This is a genomic window from Nonomuraea sp. 3N208 (assembly GCF_052245935.1).
GTDB lineage: Bacteria > Actinomycetota > Actinomycetes > Streptosporangiales > Streptosporangiaceae > Nonomuraea.
On sequence record NZ_JBQQBR010000053.1, the window covers coordinates 62,199 to 83,431 of the forward strand.

The window sequence follows — 21,233 nt, forward strand, 5'->3', positions numbered from 1 at the left end:
CGTCATTCCTCCTCGAGTGCCCGGTCGACGAGGGCCCGTGCCGAGCCCGCCGAGCCGGACAGGGTCAGGTTGGCGCGCATGCGGTCCGGGTGTACGCGCAGGTCCGCGACCAGTTCGGCGGCGTCACGGGCGGCTCCCGCCACCAGACGCAGCGCCTCGCGCAGCGGCTGCCATTCCGCGTGCCAGGCACCGGACGGGCGCTCGTCCTCGGCGGTGAGCGAGCCGTACAGGACGGCGGCCAGCGAGGGCAGCTGGCGGGCCGCGGCGGCGATCATCGTGGATCTGACCGGGTTGTGCTTGTGCGGCATGGACGACGATCCACCGCCGACGCCCTCGGACAACTCGCCGATCTCGGTACGCGACAGGACGAGCACATCGGCCGCCATCTTGCCCAGCGCCCCGGCCGTGAACGCCAGCGACCCGGCGAGATCGGCGACGGGCGTCCGCAACACGTGCCACGGCAGCCGCGGCTCGGCCAGCCCTGTCTCAGCTGCGAACCGAGCTACGAGCAATATCCCGACATCGCCGCCCGCCGCGCCACCGCCGCCGGCCGCGTTGTCGTCCTGCGGCGGGCCTGAAGGCCCGGCCGTTCCTGGGCCGGGGTGGAAGGCCGCCAGGGTGCCGGCCGCGCCGCCGAGCTGAGCCGGCAGCAGGGCGCGGGCAGCGCGCAGGCGGGCGCGGGCGTCGGCGGCCAGCAGGCGCCATCCCGCCACCTTGAGCCCGAACGTCGTCGGGACCGCCTGCTGGGTGAGCGTCCGCGCGGCCATCGGGGTGTCGCGGTGCTCGGCCGCCAGCCGGGCGAGCACGGCCACGACCCGGTCGAGGTCCGCCAGGACCGCGCCCAGCGTGCGGTACGCGACCAGCATGATCGCCGTGTCGACGATGTCCTGGCTGGTCGCGCCCCGATGGACGGACGCGCCGTACGGCTCCGCGGCCTTGCGGAGGTCCGCCACCAGCGGAATGACCGGATTGCCACCGGAGCGAGCCCGTTCGACCAGCCCGGGCAGGTCGAACGCCGAGACCCGCGCGGCGGCCGCCACGGCCTCGGCCGCCTCCCGCGGCACCAGCCCGAGCGCCGCCTGCGCCCGCGCCAGCGCCGCCTCGGCATCCAGCATGGCCTGCAGGAAGGCGACGTCACCGGTCTCCTCGGCCGCGCCCCGCATCGGCGACAGCAGCCCGAGGTCCGCGCCGGGCACGTCACCCGAAGTCAAGGAAGACCGTCTCCTTCTCGCCCTGCAGGTGGATGTCGAACCGGTAGACGCCCTCGCGCTCCGGCACCGCGACCAGCGTCTCCCGCCGGTGCGGCGGCAGCTCGTCGAGGAAGGCGTCCTGGCCGAAGTAGATGCGCGTGTACAGGTGGTGGAGCAGGCCGCGGGCGAACACGCACACGCTGATGTAGCCGTTGCCGGGCGGGAGGGTGTGCAGCGCGTACCTGCCGTCGGCGTCGGTCGGCACCCGGCCGAACCCGGTGAAGTCCAGCCCGTGCCGTCCGATGACGGCCCCGGTCACCGGGTCGCGCCGCAGTGTCCCCGGCGCGCCGCTCAGGTCGCCGGACGGGCCGGCCTGCCAGAATTCCAGCAGCGCGTCCGGCACCGGATCGCTCGCGCCGTCGTACACGTACCCGTGGACGGTGATCCCGCCCCCGTCGTTCAGCGGGGCCACGTCGCCGCCGCCGGGGAACGGCAGCGCGTAGCCGTAGAACGGGCCCACGGTCTGCGAAGGCGTCGGGTTCATCGGCCCTCCTCCATCCAGGTCGCCGCCGGGCCGTCCAGCACGATGTCCCACCGGTAGCCCAGGGACCACTCGGGCACGGACAGGTCGTGATCGTAGGCGGACACGAGCCGCTGCCTGGCGCGCTCGTCCGTCACCGACTGCAACACCGGGTCGTAGGCGAACAGGGGATCGTTGGGGAAGTACATCTGCGTGACCAGCCGCTGTGTGAAGGCCGTGCCGAACACCGAGAAGTGGATGTGCGCGGGCCGCCAGGCGTTGACGTGGTTACGCCACGGGTACGCGCCCGGCTTGATCGTGGTGAACGCGTAGCGACCTTCGTCGTCGGTCAGGCACCGGCCGACCCCGGTGAAGTTGGGGTCCAGCGGGGCGGGATGGTCGTCACGCTGGTGCAGGTACCGGCCGGAGGCGTTGGCCTGCCAGACCTCCACCAGCTGGCCGCGTACCGGCCGCCCGGTGCGGTCGAGCACCCGGCCCTGCACGGTGATCCGCTCGCCGAGCGGCTCGCCGAGGTGCTGCTTGGTCAGGTCCGCGTCGAGCGCGGTGACGTCGGTGACGCCGAAGACGGGCCCGGCCAGCTCGGCCGCCTCCGGGTCCTTCACCGCGATCAGCGGCTGCTTGGGGTGGCGCAGCACGCTGCTGCGGTAGGGGGCGAAGTCCCGCGGCGGGTGGTTCGCCGCCTGGCCGTCGCCGGCCTTGTGCAGCTCGGCGATCTCGCGGTCTATGTCCGCTTGGGTGAGGGGTGGGGTCATTGCGCCTACCTTTCGAGCACGACGGCCAGGCCCTGGCCGACGCCGATGCAGAGACAAGCCAGGCCGGTGCCGGAGCCGGCCGCCGCCAGGCGGTGCGCCACTGTGCCGGTGACGCGGGCGCCGGAGGCGCCGAGGGGGTGGCCGAGCGCGATCGCCCCGCCGCTCGGGTTGACGATGGCGGGGTCGAGATCGGGCAGCTCGGCCAGGCAGCCGAGCACCTGGGCGGCGAAGGCCTCGTTGAGCTCGACCGTGTCCAGGTCGCCGAGCGTCTTGCCCGCCTTGGCCAGGGCCTTCTGCGCGGCTTCGACCGGCCCCAGGCCGAAGTAGCGTGGTTCGAGCGCGCTGGCGGCGCCCGCGGTGATCCGCGCCAGCGGCTCGCGGCCGCGCAGCCCCGCTTCGTCGGTGAGCAGCAACGCCGCCGCGCCGTCGTTGAGCGGGGAGGAGTTGCCCGCGGTGACCGTGCCGTCCTTGCGGAAGACCGGCTTGAGGCGGGCGAGCTTCTCCAGTGAGGTGTCCTCGCGGATGCCCTCGTCCCTGGTCACGTCCCCGATCGGGACGATCTCGCGGTCGAAGGACGCCTTGGCCGCCTTCTGGTGGCTGGCCAGCGCGTACGCGTCCTGCTCCGCCCGTGTGATGCCGTGCTTGTCGGCGATCAGCTCGGCGCCCTCGCCGAGCGGCACCGTGTGTTCGGCCGGCATCTTCGGGTTGACCAGCCGCCAGCCGAGCGTGGTGGACACCAGCTCCTGCCCGCCCGCCGGGAAGGCCCGGTCCGGCTTGGGCAGCACCCAGGGGGCGCGGGTCATGGACTCCACGCCACCGGCGATCACGGTGGACGCGTCGCCGAGCGCGATCATCCGGTACGCCTGGATCACGGCCTCCATGCCGGAGCCGCACAGCCGGTTCACGGTCGCGCCCGGGGTGGTGACCGGCAGGCCGGCCAGCAACGCGGCCATGCGGGCGACGTTGCGGTTCTCCTCGCCCGCGCCGTTGGCGTTGCCGAAGATCACCTCATCCGGGGCCGCCACGTCGTTGCGCTCGGCGATCGCCGCGACGACGTGCGCGGCCAGGTCGTCCGGGCGGATGCCGGACAACGCCCCGCCGTGCCGGCCGAAGGGCGTGCGGACGGCGTCCACGATGTAGACGGTGTTCATGTCAGCACCTCGGCTTCCGTACGGTCCCGCAGCTCTTCCACGCTCACGCCCGGCGCCGTCTCCACCAGCCGCAGCCCGTCCTCGGTGACGTCGAGCACGCCGAGGTCGGTGATGATCCGATGTACGCACGCCTTGCCGGTGAGCGGCAGCGAGCACTCCTTGACGATCTTCGGTGCGCCGTCCTTGGCGGTGTGGTCCATGATCACGATGACCTTGCGCGCGCCGTGGACCAGGTCCATCGCCCCGCCCATACCCTTGACCAGCTTCCCCGGAACCATCCAGTTGGCCAGGTCGCCGCCGGCCGAGACCTGCATCGCGCCCAGCACCGCCACGTCGATGTGCCCGCCGCGGATCATGCCGAACGACAGCGACGAGTCGAAGAACGCAGCCCCGTCCCGTACGGTCACCGTCTCCTTGCCCGCGTTGATCAGGTCGGGGTCGACCTCGTCCTCGGCCGGGTAGGGGCCGACGCCGAGGATGCCGTTCTCCGAGTGCAGGATCACGTCCACGTCGGCGGGCAGGAACGACGGGATGCGGGTGGGCAGGCCGATGCCCAGGTTCACGTAGTCGCCGTCACGCAGCTCGGCCGCCGCGCGGGCCACCATCTCGTCACGCGTCCAGCTCATGAGCGCACGGTCCCTCGTGTCGAAGATGCGGAAATTGTGCGCCGCTCGATGCCCTTGTCGGCGGCCTGCTCGGGGGTGAGCTCGAGCACCCGCTGGACGAAGACGCCGGGCAGGTGCACCTCGTCCGGGTCCAGCTCGGTCAGCTCTTCGACCTCGGCGATCGTGACCCGCCCCGCCATGGCGGCGAGCGGGTTGAAGTTCCTGGAGGCCTTGCTGAAGACCAGGTTGCCGTACCGGTCGCCCTTCGCCGCCCGCACCAGCGCGAAGTCCGTCGTGATGCCGTGCTCGAGCACGTACGGACGGCCGTCGAACTCGCGCACCTCCTTGGGAGGCGAGGCGACCGCGATCGAGCCGTCCGCGTTGTGGCGCAGCGGCAGGCCGCCGTCGGCCACCGGGGTGCCGACCCCGGCCGGGGTGTAGAACGCGGGGATGCCGCTGCCGCCCGCGCGCAGCCGTTCGGCGAGGCTGCCCTGCGGGGTCAGCTCCACCTCCAGCTCGCCCCCGAGGTACTGGCGGGCGAACTCCTTGTTCTCGCCGATGTACGACGCCGTCACCCGGGCGATGCGCCCGGCCGCCAGCAGCACGCCGAGGCCGCCGCCGTCGACGCCGCAGTTGTTCGACACCACGGCGACGCCGGTCACCCCGGTGTTGTAGAGGGCCTGGATCAACACGTTGGGGATGCCGCTCAGCCCGAAGCCGCCGACCGCGAACGACGCGCCGTCACGCACGCCGGCCAGCGCCTCCTCGGCGGTCGCGACCACTTTGTCTCTCCGCACGACGCTCCATTCACCGGAGGGAGTGTTCGCATAGTGAACTTTTGTCCACTATTGTGCGGTCGAGTATCTGTAATGAGAGGCGCTCCTGTCAAAGGATCTCGAGGGGTGGGCGATGGAACCGGCCGGAACCCTGGAACGCGGCCTGGCCGTGCTGCGCGTGCTGGCCTGCGACCCGCGCCGCCGCCTGGGTCCCACGGACCTGGTCCGCGCGACCGGCCTGGCCAGGTCCACGGTGGACCGCGTGCTTGCCACCTTCGCCCACCTCGGCTACGTACGCCTCGAAGAGCGGGAGGTGCGGCTCGCGCCGCGGCTGATGGAGCTGGGGGAGGCGTACCTGGCCTGCGGCGGCCTGCGTGACGTGTTGTCCCCGCTCGCCGAGCGGCTGGCCGAGGACCTGGACGAGTCGGTGTCGCTGGCCGTGCCGGACGGCGACGCGGTGCGCTTCATCGGCCAGTTCACCCGGCGGCGCACCATGTCCGTGGCCTTCCGGGTCGGGGACCTGCTGCCCGCCGACCGGTGCGCGGCCGGGCTCGCGCTGCTCGGTCCGCCGGGGTCGTGGGCCGAGGACGACCAGCTCGTCGAGCCGGGCCTGGTGGCGGTCGCGGTGCCCGTACGGGACCGGGACGGCACGCCGGTCTGCGCGGTCAGCGTGGTCAGCCACACCAGCAGGCACACCGCCGCCGGGCTGCGCGAGCACGCCCTGCCGCGGCTGCTCAAGACGGTCGCCGAGATGGAGGCGGCGCTGGCCCGGCCGGCCCGCGAGCCGCGCAGGGACGTCGAAGCCGAGGACGTCTCGCGGGCCGCCAAGAAGGAGCTGGGCGCCGGCTACCTGCAGTCGCTGGCCCGCGGCCTGGCCGTGCTGGTGTCACTCGGCACGGCGCCGGGCGGCTCGACCCTGGCCGACGCGGCCAGGGCCACCGGGCAGCCCCGGGCGACCGCGCGCCGCGCGATCCAGACGCTGGAACGGCTCGGCTACGTGGCCGCCGACGGCTCCCGCTTCGTGCTGCTGCCCAAGGTCCTCGAACTCGGGTACGCCCACCTGTCCGGGCGCGCCTTCCGCGCCGTCGTGCAGCCGCACCTGTCCGACCTGGTGGCCCGCGTCCACGAGTCGGCCTCGGTGGCCGTGTTGTCGGGTGACGACATCGTCTACCTGGCCCGCGTGCCGACCCAGCGCATCATGAGCGTCGACATCACCGTCGGCACCCGCTTCCCCGCGTACGCGACCTCGATGGGGCGGGTGCTCCTGGCCGGCCAGCCGGAGGAGCGGCTGGACGCCATCACCCCCAGACCGCTGTCCCGGCACACCATCACCACCACCGCCGAGCTCAAGGCGGTGGTGCGGCAGGCCGCCGCGGACGGGTACGCCCTGGTCGACCAGGAGCTGGAGGAGGGCGTGCGCTCACTCGCGGTGCCCATCAGGGACCGGGCCGGGCGAGTGGTGGCGGCCGTGAACGTCGCCACGCACGCCAGCCGCGCCACCCCCGCCGACCTGGTGCGCGACGTCCTGCCGGCGCTCCAGGACGTCGCCGCCCGCATGGAGGCCGACCTGGCCTACGTCCACGGCCCCGCCTGGAACGGCGCCCTGCCCGAGACCGTCAGGCTCGGCGGTCAGAAGTAGCGCGGGAACAGGTCCGTGGTCGGCCAGGTGGTCACCTCGCCGATCCGCTCGTTGATGCGCGGGCTGAGCGCGTCGAAGTCGGGCGCCCCGTCTCCTCACCCCGGTTGAACAGCGCGGCGTAGGTGAAGCCGTTCTGCAGGCGGGCGGTGTAGGTGCCCGGCAGCCCGCTGCACAATCAGCGCGCTTCGTTCAGTCAACGGGGCATGTTCGTGGATGCAGGGGTGCCGAAGGCGCGGGCGCAGGTGCCGGTGGACAGCTTGCGTTTCGAAGTGGCCGAGGAAGGGGTCCCACTCCGCGTTCGGTATTCCTCCTTGCAGCGGGATGGACGAGGCAGTCAAGCCCGATGCAAACTGATCCCCATGCACGATCATCAACCGCAGAGGAATGCCGCCCCGTCGGGCGGGGAGCGACCGGCATGGGCGTTGATCGGCCCAGGAATCGCTGCGCTTACCGGTCTGTACCTGCTGACGATGCCGTTCGGGCCCGCAGCGCGGCTTGCTCTGCAGTTAGATCTGGCTTTGTCCAGCCAAACCGCCCTGCTCACGATTCTCGTTGCGTACCTAGTCAGCGCGGCAGCGGGTGGGGCGCTCGGTGTTGTCCTGGGTGGACGTTTGCTGACGACAGTGGGTACGGCGGCCATCGCCTTCATGATCGTCGGTGTGCTGCTGAACGCGCTCGCCCCCGACGCCGGAATTTATCTGACCGGCCGGGTGCTGAGCGGGCTCGGTGCCGGTGGCGTGGTGGGGGCGACGGTGGCATTCGCGCGGCGGGCGGGCCGCGGCTGGGGCGCGGTGGTCGCGATACTGGCAGGTCTTGGTGTCCTCGCCCTGATTCTTGGCCCGCTCATCAATCAAGGGCTGTCGAGCGCGTTGTCGTGGAGGTGGGGATACCTCATCACGGTACTTCCTTTGGTCGTGGGGCTGATCGCCGCTGCTGTCAGCGGATTCGTGCTGCTCCTGACCCGCCGACCCAGGCAACCGAATTCGGCCGGCATGCCCTATCCACCAGCCGAGCAACGGCCTTGGAGCGCCCCTCCCGAGACCTGACCGAAATATCGTCCGCGTCCTTGACCGCCCGGATGGCCGCGGACCTGCGCTCGCACGGCGTCCCGCGCGAGCGCCTGCACACCGAGCGCTTCGAGTGGTGCCCTAGACGTACCCGGTGGAGCCGTCGGGCCGGATGGGCAGGACCCGCTCCCACCGCACGTAGTCGTCCGTCTCCAGCGCCGACTCGTCGATCTCCACACCCCAGCCGGGCCGGTCGGGCCGCAGCTCCAGGTAGCCGTCGACCGGCAGGTACGGGTCCGGGCACCAGGTCGTCTCGCACGGCTTGTACTCGACCAGCTTCAGCCCGTGATGCGTGGCGCCGAAGTGCGCGTTCACCGCCGTCGCCAGCGGCCCCATCGGGTTGTGCGGGGCCACGCTCACGAAGTGGGCCTCGGCGATGGCGGCGATCCTGCGCATCTGCGCCAGCCCGCCCACCACGCACACGTCCGGCTGCACGATGTCCGCGCCCCCGGCCGTCAGCAGCGCCAGGAAGTCCTGCGGCAGGAACAGCGACTCCCCGGTGGCCAGCGGCACGTCAAGCTGGGAACGCAGGTGGCCCCAGGCGGGGATGTACTCGGGCCGGATCGGCTCCTCGAACCACAACGGGTCGTACGGTGCCAGCGCGTTCCCGAGTTGGACCGCCTGCCGCGGCTCGAAGATCCGCGCATGCGCCTCGAAGGCGAACTCCCACTCCGGCGGATGAATCGCCCGGATCTCCGCGAAGTAGTCGGCCGCCTCCTTGCACACGTTGCCCCAGCGCCCCGCATACAGATCCCGGCGGTACGGGCTGAGCTTGAACGCCGTGAACCCGTACCGCTCGTTCAGCTCCTGCGTCAGGTCGCGGCACGCGGCCGGGTCGGGCGCGGTGTAGACGCCGCAGTAGACGGGGACGCGGTCGCGCACGTTCCCGCCCAGCAGCATGTACACGGGCAGCCCGGCCGCCTTGCCCGAAATATCCCACAACGCCTGGTCGATGGCGGCGATCGCGGCCAGCCCGATCGCGCCAGGAGGGAAGCGGGCCTCCTGGAGCAGACGGCGCACCACGTATTCGACGCGTCGCGGATCCACGCCCTGGATCTGCTGGAACATGTACTCGAGCACCGGGATCAGCGCGTGGTCGGGCCCGTGGTTGTAGGCCTCGCCCCAGCCGGACAGCCCCTCATCGGTCTCGATCTTCACCAGCAGCCGTGGCCGCTCGTCTACCCGCTGCATGTACGTGCGCAACGCGGTGATCTTCATGCTGCTCCTTCAGACGACGCCCAGGCGGCCAGGATGGAGGCCACCTCCTCACGGACCGCGCCGGGCAGCGCCCTGCTGGGCGGCCGCACGTCGCGGCGGCACAGACCGAGCTGCGCCAGGGCCTCCTTGACGACCGAGACGTTGTCGGCCGAGGCGTCCGCCGCCCGCAGCTCCTCGAACCGCCTGATCAGCTCCCACACCTGCATGGCGTCCGGGTAGTCGCCGGCACGCAGCGCGTCGCGCATCCGGAGCGTCAGCCGCGGCGCCGCGGTGACCAGGCCGGAGGTGAACCCGCGAGCGCCGACCGCCCAGTACGCGGGCGTGTACGGCTCGGCGAGCCCGCACAACCAGGCGAACCGGTCGAGCCCGGCGACCCGGGCGACGGAGGCGAACCGCACCGGGTCGGGCACGGCGTACTTGACGCCGATCACGTTCGGGCACGCCTCGCCCAGCAGTCGCAGCTCGGCCCCGCTGATCCGCGGCGAGCGGAGGTAGGGGACGACGCCCACGTCGGGCACGGCGTCGGCGATCTGCCGGTGGTAGGCCACCCAGCCATCCGCCGACAGGTACGGGTGCACGGGCTGGTGCACCATCACCATCCGCACCCCGAGGTCGCGGGCGTGCCTGGCGGACTCGATCGCCGAGCCGGCGTCCAGCCCGACTCCGGCCAGCACGGCGGCGTCCTCGCCGGCCGCGGCCACCGTGGACTCGAGGACCTGGCGCCGTTCGGCGGGGGTCAGGGCGTAGAACTCGCCGGTGTTGCCGTTCGGGGTGATCACGTTCACGCCCGCCTCGATCAGCCTCCGGACCAGCTTGGCGTTCGTGTCGAGGTCGACGGCGCCGTCCGCGTCGAACGGGGTCACTGTCACGGCCACGACGTCCTGCAGCCGCTCGGTCAGGGAACGCATCGGTCAGCCTCTGCTCTCTGCGGGGACGGTCTCGTTCAGCGGCCGGATCTTCACCACGAATCCGTAGATGAGCGTGCCCAGGATCGCCATCGCCCCGGCGAACAGCATGGGGCCGGTGTAGGAGCCGCCGGTCAGCGTCAGGAAGAAGCCGATGAGGATCGGGCTGATGATGTTGCCGATCTGCGAGCCGAAGTTCTGGAAGCCCGCTACCGAGCCGACCACGGACGGCGCGGGGGCCACCTCGGCCGGCAGGCTGAGGATGGCGGCGCCGGCGAAGGAATGGGCGCAGTTGCTGACCGACAGAAGGACCATGACGGCCACGTTGCCGTCCACGAACGTGGTCAGCGCGATCGTGGAGGCCAGCAGCATGCCGGTGATGATGGGCAGCTTTCGGGCGCGGGAGATCGGCACGCCCCGCCGTACCAGCCAGTCGGAGAACGCGCCGCCCGCGATCGTGGCGCCCACGCCGAGCAGCGCCGGGATCGAGCCGAACACGCCGAGCTCCAGGATCGTGAAGCCGCGGTCCTCGACGAGATAGCTCGGATACCAGGTCAGGAAGAACGCACCGTTGGCCGAGCGGCAGATGTAGCCGAGCACCAGCCCCCACACCGTGGAGTACCGCAGCAGCTCACGCCACCGCATCTTCGGCCCGGTCTCCGGCACGGCGGCGTCGCCCCCCTCGATGTAGTCGAGCTCGGCCTGGGACATGCGCGGATGCTCCCGCGGCGACCGGTAGATCATCAGCCAGCCGACCACCCACACCAGCCCGATCGCGCCGATCACGACGAACGCCACCCGCCAGCCGAAGGCCGCGATCAACGCCGTGACGACCGGCACGGACAGGGCGACGCCGATCTGCTGGCCGGTGTCGAACAGGCTGGAGGCCAGGGCGCGTTCCTTACGCGGGAACCAGGCGGAGACCACTTTGATGTTGGCCGGCTGCACGGGCGCCTCGCCCATGCCGAGGCCGAGCCGGCACACCAGCAGCGAGCCGAAGCCGCGCGCCAGCGCGGTCGCGGCCGTCCACAACGACCACCACACGACGGCGATCGGGTAGACGACGCGGGGGCCGAAACGGTCGAGGAGCCAGCCGGAGGGCAGCTGGAAGATGGCGTAGGTCCAGAAGAACGAGGAGAGCAGGACCCCTTTCATGGTCTGGTCGAAGCCCAGGTCGTCCTGCATGTACGTGCTGGCGACGCTGAGGGCGGACCGGTCGAGGTAGGCGATCGTGAGCCCGGCCGCCGACATCGCGATGATCGTCCAGCGCAGGCGTGAGCGGGCACGCCGCGCCGTCGCGGGCGCGGCTTCGGCGGGCAGGGCGGAGTTAGACTGCATTCGAGCTCCATGCTGCAGGTCAGTGCAGTGGCACGCCGGACAGGCGGATCAAGGTCCCAGCGACGCCGCGCCAACGGCGTCACCGGGGATTCCGCCCGGTCCGGACGAGTGTTGCGGAGCCGCCACGCCGGTGTGGTCCGCGGCCGCGGATCACACCGGACGGCTTCCTTGGGTGGGATGTCCGGAATCCCATTTCACGAGACTGTAACGTAACTTCGGGTCATATACGAGATGCGATATCCGATATCTTGGCTCTTATGAGTGTCTTCGCCGGGCAGCCCCGAGTGATGTCCTCCCGGAGCGCGGTCGTCCTGGAGGCGATCAAGCACGCCATCCTGACCGGCGCCCTCGAACCAGGTCGGCCCCTCGTCGAGACGGACCTGGCCCAGCAGCTCGGCGTGTCGAAGACGCCCGTACGCGAGGCGCTCAAGACCCTCGCCGGCGCGGGCCTGGTCACCATGAGCGAGTACAAGGGCGCGTCGGTCCGCACGGTCGACGCCGCGCTGATGGAGTCCGTCTACGACCTGCGCCTGCTGCTGGAGCCCGAGGCGGTCGCCCGCACCGTCCGGCACGGCGCCGACCTCACCGCCGCCGCCGAGGCGCTGCGCCGCGCCGACGGATCCGCCGACCGCGCCGAGCGCAGCCTGGCCAACCGCGACTTCCACCGCGCCCTGTACGCCGGCTGCGGCAACCCCCTGCTCGTCAGCACTCTCGACTCCCTGCGCGACCAGACCGCGCTGATCTCGGCCGCCGCCTGGGGTCACGTGCCGAGCTGGGAGCGCGAGGCCGACGAGCACCGCGCCATCCTTCAGGCCGCCGCGTCCGGCGCCGCCGACCAGGCCGCCGAGCTGCTCCGCGACCACATGCGCTGCTTCGTCGACCGCGTCAGGAACTCGATCTGATCATCGTTCGTTGAGGTCGGCGGCACACAAATGATCTTCGAACGAGGAGAGCAAAGCCACGGTGTGGCGGCCTGGCCAGCGGGATCCGGCAGAAGAGGGGCTCGCGCAGCTCGATCGCTATCTGGACCGGCTCGATCTCGACACAGGCTATCTGGTGATCTTCGATCGCCGTCCCGAGGCAGCCCCGATGGAGGAGCGGGTCAGGTTCGATCAGGACCGCACCCCGGCGGGGCGGCAGGTCACCGTTCTGAGGGCATAAGGAGTCGGCAGCACGCGGGTCACGGGTCGACGGGCAGCCGCCTGGCGGCCACGCCCGCCCAGCCGAGCCCCAGCGCGGTGACGAGGAGCACTCCGGCGGCGCCCATGCCGGCTGCCACCAGCCCGGCCAGGCCGGGCAGGAGCACCTGCCCGGTGCGGTTCCCGACCAGGCGCAGCGACATCGCCCGCCCACGCAGTCCCGCGGGCGCGGACTCGGCCAGCCACGACATGGTCAGCGGCTGCCCGACCCCGAGCCCGAACCCCAGCGCCAGCAGCACGAACGCCAGGGACCACAGCGGCATGGGCACGGGGATGACCAGCAGCGCCGCGGCCGCCGCGACCGTGCTGGTCACCAGCAGCCTGCGCCGGCCGACGGCCCGCGACAGGCGGCCGAGGAAGAAGCGCGAGGCCATCGAAGCCACGCCCCGGAGGGTCAGCAGCAGGCCGACGGTGCCAGAGGTGAGGCCGCGCTCGGTGCCGAACGCGGGCAGGTACACGATGGTGATGTCGAGCGCGGCCAGGACCACGCAACTCGTCACCAGGGCGTGCGCCAGGCCGGGCAGGCGCAGCAAGGAACGTACGCTGCCTCCCTCCGCCCGGTCCCCGCCCGCCGCGCGCGGGCTGCGGGCCAGCAGCGCCGACAACACGACGAGCAGCACGGCCAGACCGCACGACCAGGCGAAGATGCGATCGGTGTCCGGGATCGCCCGCTCCCCGCCGAACGCCGCCATCAGCACAGGACCGGCGGCCTGGCCCAGCGAGGCGGCGAAGGTGTAATGGCCGAAGGCGGTGTCGTGGCCGCCGCGCCGGGTGGTGTTGGCCACGAGCGCCTGCTGGGCGATCACGCAGCCCAGATGCCCGGTGCCCAGCAGGACCCCGGCCGCGAGCAGGCCCGGTACGGTGTGCCCGATCGCCAGGAAGGCGACGCTGGCGGCGGTCAGCAGCAGCGCCCCCGCCACGGCCAGGCGCCGCTCGCCGTACCGGTCGGCGGCGTGCCCGGCGGGCAGCGCCAGCAGCAGCGGTGCGATCGCGAAGCTCGCGCCCAGCAGGCCGAGCAGCGCCGCGGGCACGTCGAGCTCGATCGCCCGGTACGACATGGTGGGACGCAGCACGAACGTGATGACCTGCGTGACGGCGGCGTGAGCCAGCAACACGGCGGTCACCCGCCTCCCGCGGCCGCCTTCAGACATCGCCGCCCCCGACGCCGCGACAGCCCTCAGACATCGCCGCGCCCGACGCCGCCCCGGCCTCCGCCCCTGTCGTCGGCCGGCCGCCGGACTGTGGCTACGGCGTCGATGTGCACACGCATGACGCTCCAACCTATCGAGTCGCCTTGGTTGACATCGCAACACCCCTCCCTGGAAACTCTCCCGAAACACCACAAGGTGCCTTCCGTAAACGTTTACAGGAGCGGTCGATGCTCTTACCCCGCCGCCTCGGCGCCGCCACGCTGGCCGCCCTCACCGCGCTCTGCCTCTTCGCCGTCCCCGGCGAGACGGACATCCGCGCGGCCGGTACGCTCACCACGGGCTCCGCGCCTTCCCCCGCACTGGACGGGGAGCGCATCGCCTACACCGCCTACCTCCCGTACGGCTACGACCGCGGCACCGCCCGCCACCCGGTCCTCTACCTGCTCCACGGCCGCGGCGACACCATGCAGGCGTGGACCCGCGTCAAGACCGTCCTCGACGACATGATCCGCACCAAGCGCATCCCGCCGGTCATCGCCGTCATGCCGGACGCGCCGTGGAGCGAGCGCGGCAACTGGTACGTCGACTCCCGCTACACCGGCGCCGACCTGCCAGGACGTCCGGTGGAGACGGCCCTCACCCGCGACCTGGTGGCCCACGTGGACGCCACGTACCGTACGGCGCCGATCCGGGAGGCCCGCCTGGTCGGCGGCTATTCGATGGGCGGTGCGGGCGCGCTGCGGTTCGCGCTCGCCCACCAGGACGTGTTCAGCGCCGCCGCCGTGCTGAGCCCGGCCGTCTACACGCCGATGCCGCCGTCCGACTCCTCCACCCGCGACTACGGCGCCTTCGGGCGAGGGGAGGAGAAGTTCTCCGACGACGTCTACCGCGAACTCGCCTATCCGGCGCTGCTGCCCGGCCTGAACCCCGACCTGCCGGTGCGGCTGTTCGTGGCCGTCGGCGACGACGAGTACGCCAACCCCGACCCCGCCGATGCCCGCCACGACCTGGACTTCGAGTCCGCCGCGCTCTACAACGCCGCCAGGCGGGCGCCCGCGATCTCCGCGCAGCTACGCGTCATGGACGGGGGCCATGACTGGTCGGTCTGGACGCCGGCCTTCGAGCAGGCCATGGCCGAGCTCGGCCCCGGGCTGAGCGTCACACCCCCGACCGGCCTGCCCGCCCCGCTGCACGGCACGGCCGCCACCGACTGGGCGGGCGGCGTCGCGGCCCACCCGGACGGGGCCCTGACCATCGGGTACGCGGCGGGCCAGCCCTCCACCGGCCGGCTCGATGCCGTGGTGACCCGGATCGGCGGCTGGACCAGGCAGTTCGGCACCCCGGCGGACGAGCGCCTGTACGGTGTCGCGCCGTTGCCCGACGGCGGCGTGCTCACGGCCGGCTACACCAAGGGCGACCTCGACGGCCGGCACCCGGGCAACGCGGCCGACGACGCGTTCGTCGCCAGGCTCGGTCCCGACGGCACGGTCCGGTGGATCACCCAGTTCGGCGCGCCGGACGCCGCCGACCGCCTTTACGGGCTGGCCGCCGCGCCCGACGGCGGCGCCTACGTGGCGGGCTACACCAGGGGCTCCCTGGACGGGCCGAACAACGGCGACAAGGACGCCATCGTCGCCAGGCTCACTCCAGCGGGCGAGCTGTCCTGGCTCAGGCAGTACGGCGGCGCGGGCGAGGACAAGGCGTACGGCGTCGCGGCGGACGCCACGACCCTCTACGTCGCCGGCAGTGCCACCGCGGCCCTGCCCGGCACGAGCGCGCTCGGCGGCCTCGACGGCTGGCTCGCTGCCTTCGCCGCCGCCGACGGCGGCAGGACGTGGGCCACGACCGCCGGCGGTTCCGGTGACGACCGGCTCAACGCGGTGACCGTCACCACCGCCGGCCTGGCCGTGGCCACGGGAGCTGCCGCCGGCGACGCGTACACGGTGGCCTACACCGCCCAGGGCCGCCGCCGCTGGGACCACGCGCTCGCCACCCCGGCCGCCGACGAAGGCGCCGCCGTGACGGCGCTGCCGGGCGGCGAGGTGGAGGTCGTGGGCTACACGCGCGGCCGGATCGAGGTGCCGGCGGGCGGCGCGGACGTGCTGACCGCCCGCCTGGACGGCCGGGGCACGCAGCGCGCCGCCGCCCAGCTCGGCACCGCCAGGGACGACGCCGTCGACCCCTTCGCCGAGCCGAACCTGTACGCCGCCACGACCTCCGCGGGCCGGGTGGCGATCTCCGGCCTGACGTACGGCGCCCCCACCGGAGGCGCCGCACTGGGCAACGGCGACGTCTTCCTGATCAGCTGATCTCAGAAGGTCACCAGCGGGTCGCCGACGAAGTCGGCGATGAAGTTGACGAAGAAGAATCCGAAGAACAGGAAGTTCAGGACGAGGATGACGTAATGCCACGGCCGGGGGCGCGCCGGGCGCGGGAGCTTGCTGTTGAGATACATCAGCAGGAACGGATAGAACAGCGCCCCCAGGTTGGACATGTTGGCCGACCACTCCACCAGCCCCACCGGCAGCGACTGGAAGATGATGATCGAGATGATCACCAGCAGCAGGAGCATGAACGGGTAGTAGAACCTGCGCGGGTCGCCCTCGATCAGCCGGCGCAGGCGGGGGCTGGTGGCGTTGGCGGCGTCCGTCGTCACCCGCACCATCGCCTCGAAGATGCCGAGCTGCGTGGAGAACAGGATCAGCACGCCCACCACCAGTGCGACGTAGAACACCGTGCGCCCGTACTCGCCGCCCAGCGCGCTGGCCACGAACGTCGGGACGTTGGCGCGTGTCGGCCGCTCGCCCGACATCTGCACCGCCTGGGCCATGAGGATGGTGGGGAGCAGCATGCCGAGGATGGCGCCGACGAAGAACACGCCCCACATGTCCACCATGAGCAGCCGGTACCACCGGCGCCACAGGCCCCGGTTGCGCTCGTCGTCGGGGAAGGTGACGCCGCTCGCCAGGATCGGCCGCCGCTCGCCGCGCAGGCCCGAAATGTAGCCGACGCGGTGGCCCATGCCATAGCCCTTGTCACGGTAGTGACCCATGACGTACCAGTTGAGTCCTGACGCCAACGCCGTGAAGCCGGCCAGGGCGCCGAGCTGGGTCGCGGTGATCCCGGCGGGCGGGGCGGCGGGGGTGACGAAGCCGCGGATGCCCTCCCACCACTGGCTGAACGGCACCACGAGCAGGTCGACGGCCAGCAGGGCGATCAGGATCGTCCCGACCAGCACCCAGTTCGCCAGCTCCAGCGTGCGGCTGATGCGGCGCGCGGCGGCGGTGATGAGGAACACCAGCACCAGCAGGCCGATGGCCCACCAGCGCGGCTCCGCGTCCCCGGCCGCCGGGGGCACGCCGTGGACCAGCGCGTACACGCCCTGCCCCGCCGACGCGGCCCAGCCGCCCGCGATGAACGCGAAGATCACGATGAACACGGAGAGCGGCACCCAGAGCGGCCAGCCCGGCGGCACCCGCCCCCAGCCGACCACCGGCGTCTCGCCCGTGGCGAGGACGTACCGGGAGCACTCGACGTTGTAGAAGGTCTGCAGCAGCGCCGACACCAGGATGACCCAGCCGACGCCGACGAATCCGTACTGGCCGACGCTCAGCGGGCCCAGCAGCCACTCGCCGCTTCCGATCGAGATGCCGAGCGCGATCAGGCTGGGGCCGACGGCGTACTTGAAGAGTTCCTTGGTGCCGATTTTGGAGACCTTGAAGACCTCCTCCGGCGTGGGCAGGTCGGTGACTTCGAGATCTGGGCGGCTGACTCCGAGCGGGTGCGACATGTCACTGCCTCCTGTCGTTCAGCGTGATCCCGAACAACGGCCGCATCAAGACCCAATCGGCAGAAGGACGGATCAGGCGTACTGGAGGTCGGCCTTGACGATGCGGCCACGGCCGACGGTGAAGTCGTAGTGCGCCTGCCATCCGCCGGAGCCCGCCGGAGCCCAGTGGACCAGGAGTTTCTGCCCGTCGGCTCGGTTCTCCACGACGGAGACGACACGCAGGGTGCCGCCGATCACCTCATTGTCCGCCCAGGTCCGGATCGCGTCGTGGCCGCGGATGCTGCGGCTGACGTCGACGATCTCGGCGTCGGCGGCGAAGGACCCGACGAGCGCGTCCAGGTCGCGGGCGTTCACGGCGGCCACGTACGCCTGCGCGGCCGCCACCACGACGACGGGGGAGGCTGTGGCCGTCGCCGGGGGAGTGGGCGCGGCGGACTCGGGCGCGCCCCCGCAGGCGCTCACCGCCAGCACCAGGGCAATGATCAAAGACAGGAAGGGTTTCGTGCTCACGCCGACGATGATCCTGGCCAGGCGGCCGCCAGGTCCAAGACCTGCCGTCATAGCCGATGGCTATACCGCACCAAACCGCCCATATCTCGCGATCTTGTGCGACAACCTCCGCAACGCGAGGCACTGCTCTGCGCGTGGCGTTACAGCACGTTACAGGACTGATTGCGTAGAGTGATTGAGCGTGGGCACCCCGCGACTACCGGTCGACGATCTCATTCTTGCCGATGACCACGACCCCGCCCCGCGTCAGCGCGAACCGGGTGCGGTCGTACTCGAGGTCGAACCCGATCCGCGCCCCGTCAGGGATCACCACGTTCTTGTCGATGATCGCCTTGCGCACGATCGCGCCCCGCCCGACCTTGACGTTCTCCATCAGCACCGAGTCCTCCACCCGCGCGTGCGAGTGCAGCACCACCCTGGGGGAGAGGACCGACCTGATCGCCGTGCCGCCGGAGACGATCACGCCGGGGGACACCAGCGAGTCGATCGCCCGCCCCACGCGATCACCGTCGTTGTGCACGAACTTGGCGGGCGGCAGCGGGTCGTGCCCGGTGAAGATCGGCCACTTGTCGTTGTACAGGTTGAACACCGGGTGCGCCGAGATGAGATCCATGTGGGCCTCGTAGTACGCGTCCAGCGTCCCCACGTCACGCCAGTAGCCCCGATCGCGCTCGCTCGACCCCGGGACGATGTTATTGGCGAAGTCGTACACGTCAGCGCCGCCCGACTTGACCAGCATCGGGATGATGTTTCCGCCCAGGTCGTGCTTGCTGGTCGGGTCGAGCGCGTCCTCTCGCAGCGCGTCGATCATCGACTGCGTCTTGAACACGTAGTTGCCCATGGAGGCGAACACCTCGTCGGGCGAGTCCGCCAGCCCCACCGCGTCCTTGGGCTTCTCCCTGAACGCGACGATCCTGCGCCCCTGGGGGTCGGTCTCGATCACGCCGAACTGGTCGGCCAGCGACAGCGGCTGCCTGATCGCGGCCACCGTGACGTCGGCGCCGGAGTCCTCGTGCTGCTCGACCATCTGCCGCGGATCCATGCGGTAGATGTGGTCGGCCCCGAACACGATCACGTGCTCGGGCATCTCGTCGTAGATCAGGTTGAGGTTCTGGAACAGCGCGTCCGCGGACCCGGAGAACCACCGCGGCCCGAGCCGCTGCTGCGCCGGCACCGGCGTGACGTAGTTGCCCAGCATCGCCGACAGCCGCCAGGTACGCGAGACGTGCCGGTCCAGGCTGTGGTTCTTGTACTGGGTCAGGACGACGATCTTCAGGAACCCGCCGTTCGCCAGGTTCGACAACACGAAATCTATGAGCCGATATATCCCCCCGAACGGCACCGCCGGTTTCGCCCGATCCGCCGTGAGCGGCATGAGCCTCTTACCCTCTCCACCTGCCAGCACAACCGCAAGCACCCTCCGGGACCTCATGCCCGAGACGCTACCCTCAAATGGCCGATCTATCGACGAATCCCGGCACGGTGTACTTCCTTCGTGTCCCGATTTGCCGCTCAATGGCCCGGCGCGGGGTTACCGACCCTGGGCTCGTCGATTGTGTTCCCTATGCTCACGTTGACCGTAAGGTCGTCTCATGCGTGTTGATCTGCTCAGCAGGGAGTACCCGCCGGAGGTGTACGGCGGCGCCGGTGTGCACATGGAATACCTGGCCAGAGAGCTGCGTAAGCTCGCCGATGTACGGGTGCGCTGCTTCGGCGCCGACCGCGACGAGCCCGGCGTCGCCGCCTACCGGGTGCCGGGCGGGCTGCAGGACGCCAACGCGGCCCTGCAGGTGCTCGGCGTCGATCTGGAAATGGCCGCCGCCTGCGGGGGCGCCGACGTCGTGCACTCCCACACCTGGTACGCCAACTTCGCCGGGCATGTCGCCAAGATGTTGCACGGCATCCCGCACGTGGTCACCACGCACAGCCTGGAGCCGCTGCGGCCGTGGAAGGCCGAGCAGCTCGGCGGCGGCTACACGATCTCGTCGTGGGCCGAGCGCACCGCGCTGGCCGCCGCCGACGCGGTGATCGCGGTCTCGGAGGGCATGCGCCGTGACGTCCTGGCCGCTTACCCCGAGATCCCGCCGGAGAAGGTCAGCGTCATCCACAACGGCATCGACACCGCCGAGTACGCCCCCGACCCGGGCAGGGACGTCCTGTGGAAGCACGGCGTCGACCCGAGCCGGCCGTACGTCGTCTTCGTGGGCCGCATCACCCGCCAGAAGGGCCTGATCCACCTCCTGCACGCGGCCGGCTCCTTCGACCCCGACGCCCAGCTCGTGTTGTGCGCGGGCGCACCCGACACGACGGAGATCGCGGCCGAGGTGACGCAGCTGGTCCGCGACCTCGACCGCAACGGCGTCCTCTGGATCCAGGAGATGTTGCCCAAGCCCGAGGTGATCCAGCTGCTGACGCACGCGACGGTGTTCGTGTGCCCGTCGGTCTACGAGCCGATGGGGATCGTGAACCTGGAGGCCATGGCCTGCGAGACGGCCGTGGTCGCGACGGCCACCGGCGGCATCCCCGAGGTGGTGGCCGACGGCGAGACGGGGCTGCTGGTGCCGATCGATCAGGGCGCCGACGGCACGCCGCACGACCCGGACCGTTTCGCCGCCGACCTGGCCGACCGTGTCAACACCCTGCTGGCGGATCCGGACCGGGCCGCCGCGATGGGGAAGGCGGGCCGCGCCAGGGCCGTCGAGCACTTCTCCTGGGAACGCATCGCCCACCGCACCATGGAGCTGTACGCGACCCTGCGTCCCTGAGCACGGGGGCCGGCACCGGGGCGGTCAGACGAGACCCCGACGGCTGGCCTGGGCACCGGCCTGGAAGCGGGTCTCGGCGTTCAGCTCGTCGAGGAGGTGACGCAGGCGGCGGCGGAGGCTGCGCGGGCTGGTGCCGAGCTGGCGGGCGATGGCGTCGTCCTTGAGCCCGGCCGCCAGCAGTGCCAGCAGCCTGCGGTCGTCGAGGCCGAGGTCCGTCCCCGGCTCCTCCTGGGCGGGCTCCGGCGAGCTGTCGTGCGACCACAGCTCGGGGCGCACCGGCAGGGCCTCTCGCCACAGGCGCTCGAACAGCTCCACCAGCGCCACGACCATGGTGGTTCCTCTGATCAGCACGCCGCGCGTCAGCGGCGGGTCCATGTGCAGCGGCACCACCGCCCGCCACCGGTCGACGAGCGCCATCTTGAACGGCAGCGAGGGCAGGATCCGCGCCTCCTCGCCCGCCCTGATGAGGCTGCCCACCTCGTCGAGCGCCCCGGTGTGGTCGAACGCCTCCGGCACGTAGATGGTGCGGTAGCGCACGCCGTTGCGGAGCAGGTCGGTCTGCAGCGGGTTGTGGTAGTCCAGCACGTACGGGGGCCGGTCGAAGGTCAGCACCTCCTCCTTGGCCTCCTGCTGCAG

General features: G+C 71.5%; 19 protein-coding genes and 1 pseudogene. 6 read left to right on the plus strand and 14 right to left on the minus strand.

The annotated features are described in order from the left end of the window. Positions 1-2 precede the first annotated feature (2 nt). Genes ACTWPT_RS50475 through ACTWPT_RS50500 form a run of 6 tightly spaced genes read right to left on the minus strand, consistent with a single transcriptional unit; the run spans position 3 to position 5,036 of the window. Complete coding sequence (locus tag ACTWPT_RS50475; RefSeq protein WP_443184707.1) at positions 3-1,211, minus strand: lyase family protein; 1,209 nt, start codon at positions 1,209-1,211, stop codon at positions 3-5. Beyond that, positions 1,198-1,734 (minus strand): protocatechuate 3,4-dioxygenase subunit alpha, encoded by a 537-nt coding sequence (gene pcaG, locus ACTWPT_RS50480; protein ID WP_443184708.1) that lies wholly within the window; start codon positions 1,732-1,734, stop codon positions 1,198-1,200. Before pcaG ends, ACTWPT_RS50475 begins: the two co-directional genes overlap by 14 nt. Beyond that, complete coding sequence (gene pcaH / locus ACTWPT_RS50485) at positions 1,731-2,483, minus strand: protocatechuate 3,4-dioxygenase subunit beta (RefSeq protein WP_443184709.1); 753 nt, start codon at positions 2,481-2,483, stop codon at positions 1,731-1,733. Before pcaH ends, pcaG begins: the two co-directional genes overlap by 4 nt. Positions 2,484-2,488: 5 nt before the next feature. Continuing rightward, positions 2,489-3,634, minus strand: a complete 1,146-nt coding sequence (locus tag ACTWPT_RS50490) for a thiolase family protein (protein WP_443184710.1) — start codon at positions 3,632-3,634, stop codon at positions 2,489-2,491. Continuing rightward, a complete protein-coding gene (locus ACTWPT_RS50495) occupies positions 3,631-4,260 on the minus strand; it encodes a CoA transferase subunit B (protein WP_443184711.1) in 630 nt (209 codons plus the stop codon). The genes ACTWPT_RS50490 and ACTWPT_RS50495 overlap by 4 nt, the downstream gene beginning before the upstream one ends. Then, positions 4,257-5,036 (minus strand): CoA transferase subunit A, encoded by a 780-nt coding sequence (locus ACTWPT_RS50500; RefSeq protein WP_443184712.1) that lies wholly within the window; start codon positions 5,034-5,036, stop codon positions 4,257-4,259. The genes ACTWPT_RS50495 and ACTWPT_RS50500 overlap by 4 nt, the downstream gene beginning before the upstream one ends. Positions 5,037-5,148: 112 nt before the next feature. Here ACTWPT_RS50500 and ACTWPT_RS50505 point away from each other — a divergent pair, with 112 nt between their 5' ends. Next, entirely contained in the window at positions 5,149-6,654 is a 1,506-nt protein-coding gene (locus ACTWPT_RS50505) for an IclR family transcriptional regulator domain-containing protein (RefSeq protein WP_443184713.1), read from the plus strand. A 359-nt stretch (positions 6,655-7,013) separates the two neighbouring features. Then, positions 7,014-7,700 carry an MFS transporter gene (locus ACTWPT_RS50510; RefSeq protein WP_443184714.1) on the plus strand — a complete coding sequence of 229 codons (687 nt, stop codon included), beginning with the start codon at positions 7,014-7,016 and terminating at the stop codon, positions 7,698-7,700. Positions 7,701-7,802: 102 nt separating this feature from the next. Here the strand turns inward: ACTWPT_RS50510 and ACTWPT_RS50515 are convergent, their stop codons facing one another. Genes ACTWPT_RS50515 through ACTWPT_RS50525 form a run of 3 tightly spaced genes read right to left on the minus strand, consistent with a single transcriptional unit; the run spans position 7,803 to position 11,182 of the window. Further along, complete coding sequence (locus ACTWPT_RS50515) at positions 7,803-8,939, minus strand: mandelate racemase/muconate lactonizing enzyme family protein (protein WP_443184715.1); 1,137 nt, start codon at positions 8,937-8,939, stop codon at positions 7,803-7,805. Beyond that, positions 8,936-9,847, minus strand: a complete 912-nt coding sequence (locus ACTWPT_RS50520; RefSeq protein ID WP_443184716.1) for a dihydrodipicolinate synthase family protein — start codon at positions 9,845-9,847, stop codon at positions 8,936-8,938. The genes ACTWPT_RS50515 and ACTWPT_RS50520 overlap by 4 nt, the downstream gene beginning before the upstream one ends. A 3-nt stretch (positions 9,848-9,850) precedes the next feature. Next, positions 9,851-11,182 (minus strand): MFS transporter, encoded by a 1,332-nt coding sequence (locus tag ACTWPT_RS50525; protein WP_443184717.1) that lies wholly within the window; start codon positions 11,180-11,182, stop codon positions 9,851-9,853. 257 nt (positions 11,183-11,439) lie between these two features. Between ACTWPT_RS50525 and ACTWPT_RS50530 the strand changes: the two genes are divergently transcribed. Both ACTWPT_RS50530 and ACTWPT_RS50535 read left to right on the plus strand, forming a co-directional pair. Beyond that, positions 11,440-12,084 (plus strand): GntR family transcriptional regulator, encoded by a 645-nt coding sequence (locus tag ACTWPT_RS50530; protein WP_443184718.1) that lies wholly within the window; start codon positions 11,440-11,442, stop codon positions 12,082-12,084. Positions 12,085-12,145: 61 nt separating this feature from the next. Continuing rightward, positions 12,146-12,343, plus strand: a complete 198-nt coding sequence (locus ACTWPT_RS50535) for a hypothetical protein (protein WP_443184719.1) — start codon at positions 12,146-12,148, stop codon at positions 12,341-12,343. Between the two features lie 19 nt (positions 12,344-12,362). Here ACTWPT_RS50535 and ACTWPT_RS50540 read toward each other — a convergent pair whose 3' ends face one another. Next, complete coding sequence (locus ACTWPT_RS50540; RefSeq protein ID WP_443184720.1) at positions 12,363-13,505, minus strand: MFS transporter; 1,143 nt, start codon at positions 13,503-13,505, stop codon at positions 12,363-12,365. Between the two features lie 254 nt (positions 13,506-13,759). Between ACTWPT_RS50540 and ACTWPT_RS50545 the strand changes: the two genes are divergently transcribed. After that, positions 13,760-15,841 carry an alpha/beta hydrolase-fold protein gene (locus tag ACTWPT_RS50545; RefSeq protein ID WP_443184721.1) on the plus strand — a complete coding sequence of 694 codons (2,082 nt, stop codon included), beginning with the start codon at positions 13,760-13,762 and terminating at the stop codon, positions 15,839-15,841. A gap of 2 nt (positions 15,842-15,843) precedes the next feature. On the opposite strand, the gene ACTWPT_RS50550 is transcribed toward ACTWPT_RS50545, so the two are convergent. The 3 genes from ACTWPT_RS50550 to glgC form a co-directional block, all read right to left on the minus strand. Continuing rightward, on the minus strand, positions 15,844-17,322 hold the full coding sequence (locus ACTWPT_RS50550; RefSeq protein WP_443184722.1) for an Nramp family divalent metal transporter: 1,479 nt from the start codon (positions 17,320-17,322) through the stop codon (positions 15,844-15,846). A gap of 72 nt (positions 17,323-17,394) precedes the next feature. After that, positions 17,395-17,832 (minus strand): nuclear transport factor 2 family protein, encoded by a 438-nt coding sequence (locus ACTWPT_RS50555; RefSeq protein WP_443184723.1) that lies wholly within the window; start codon positions 17,830-17,832, stop codon positions 17,395-17,397. Between the two features lie 196 nt (positions 17,833-18,028). Further along, complete coding sequence (gene glgC, locus ACTWPT_RS50560) at positions 18,029-19,264, minus strand: glucose-1-phosphate adenylyltransferase (protein ID WP_443184724.1); 1,236 nt, start codon at positions 19,262-19,264, stop codon at positions 18,029-18,031. A 160-nt stretch (positions 19,265-19,424) separates the two neighbouring features. On the opposite strand from glgC, the gene glgA reads away from it, so the two are divergent. Beyond that, positions 19,425-20,597, plus strand: a complete 1,173-nt coding sequence (glgA, locus tag ACTWPT_RS50565; protein WP_443184725.1) for a glycogen synthase — start codon at positions 19,425-19,427, stop codon at positions 20,595-20,597. Between the two features lie 24 nt (positions 20,598-20,621). On the opposite strand, the pseudogene ACTWPT_RS50570 reads toward glgA, so the two are convergent. Next, positions 20,622-21,233, minus strand: a pseudogene (locus tag ACTWPT_RS50570) (helix-turn-helix transcriptional regulator); the annotation flags it as partial.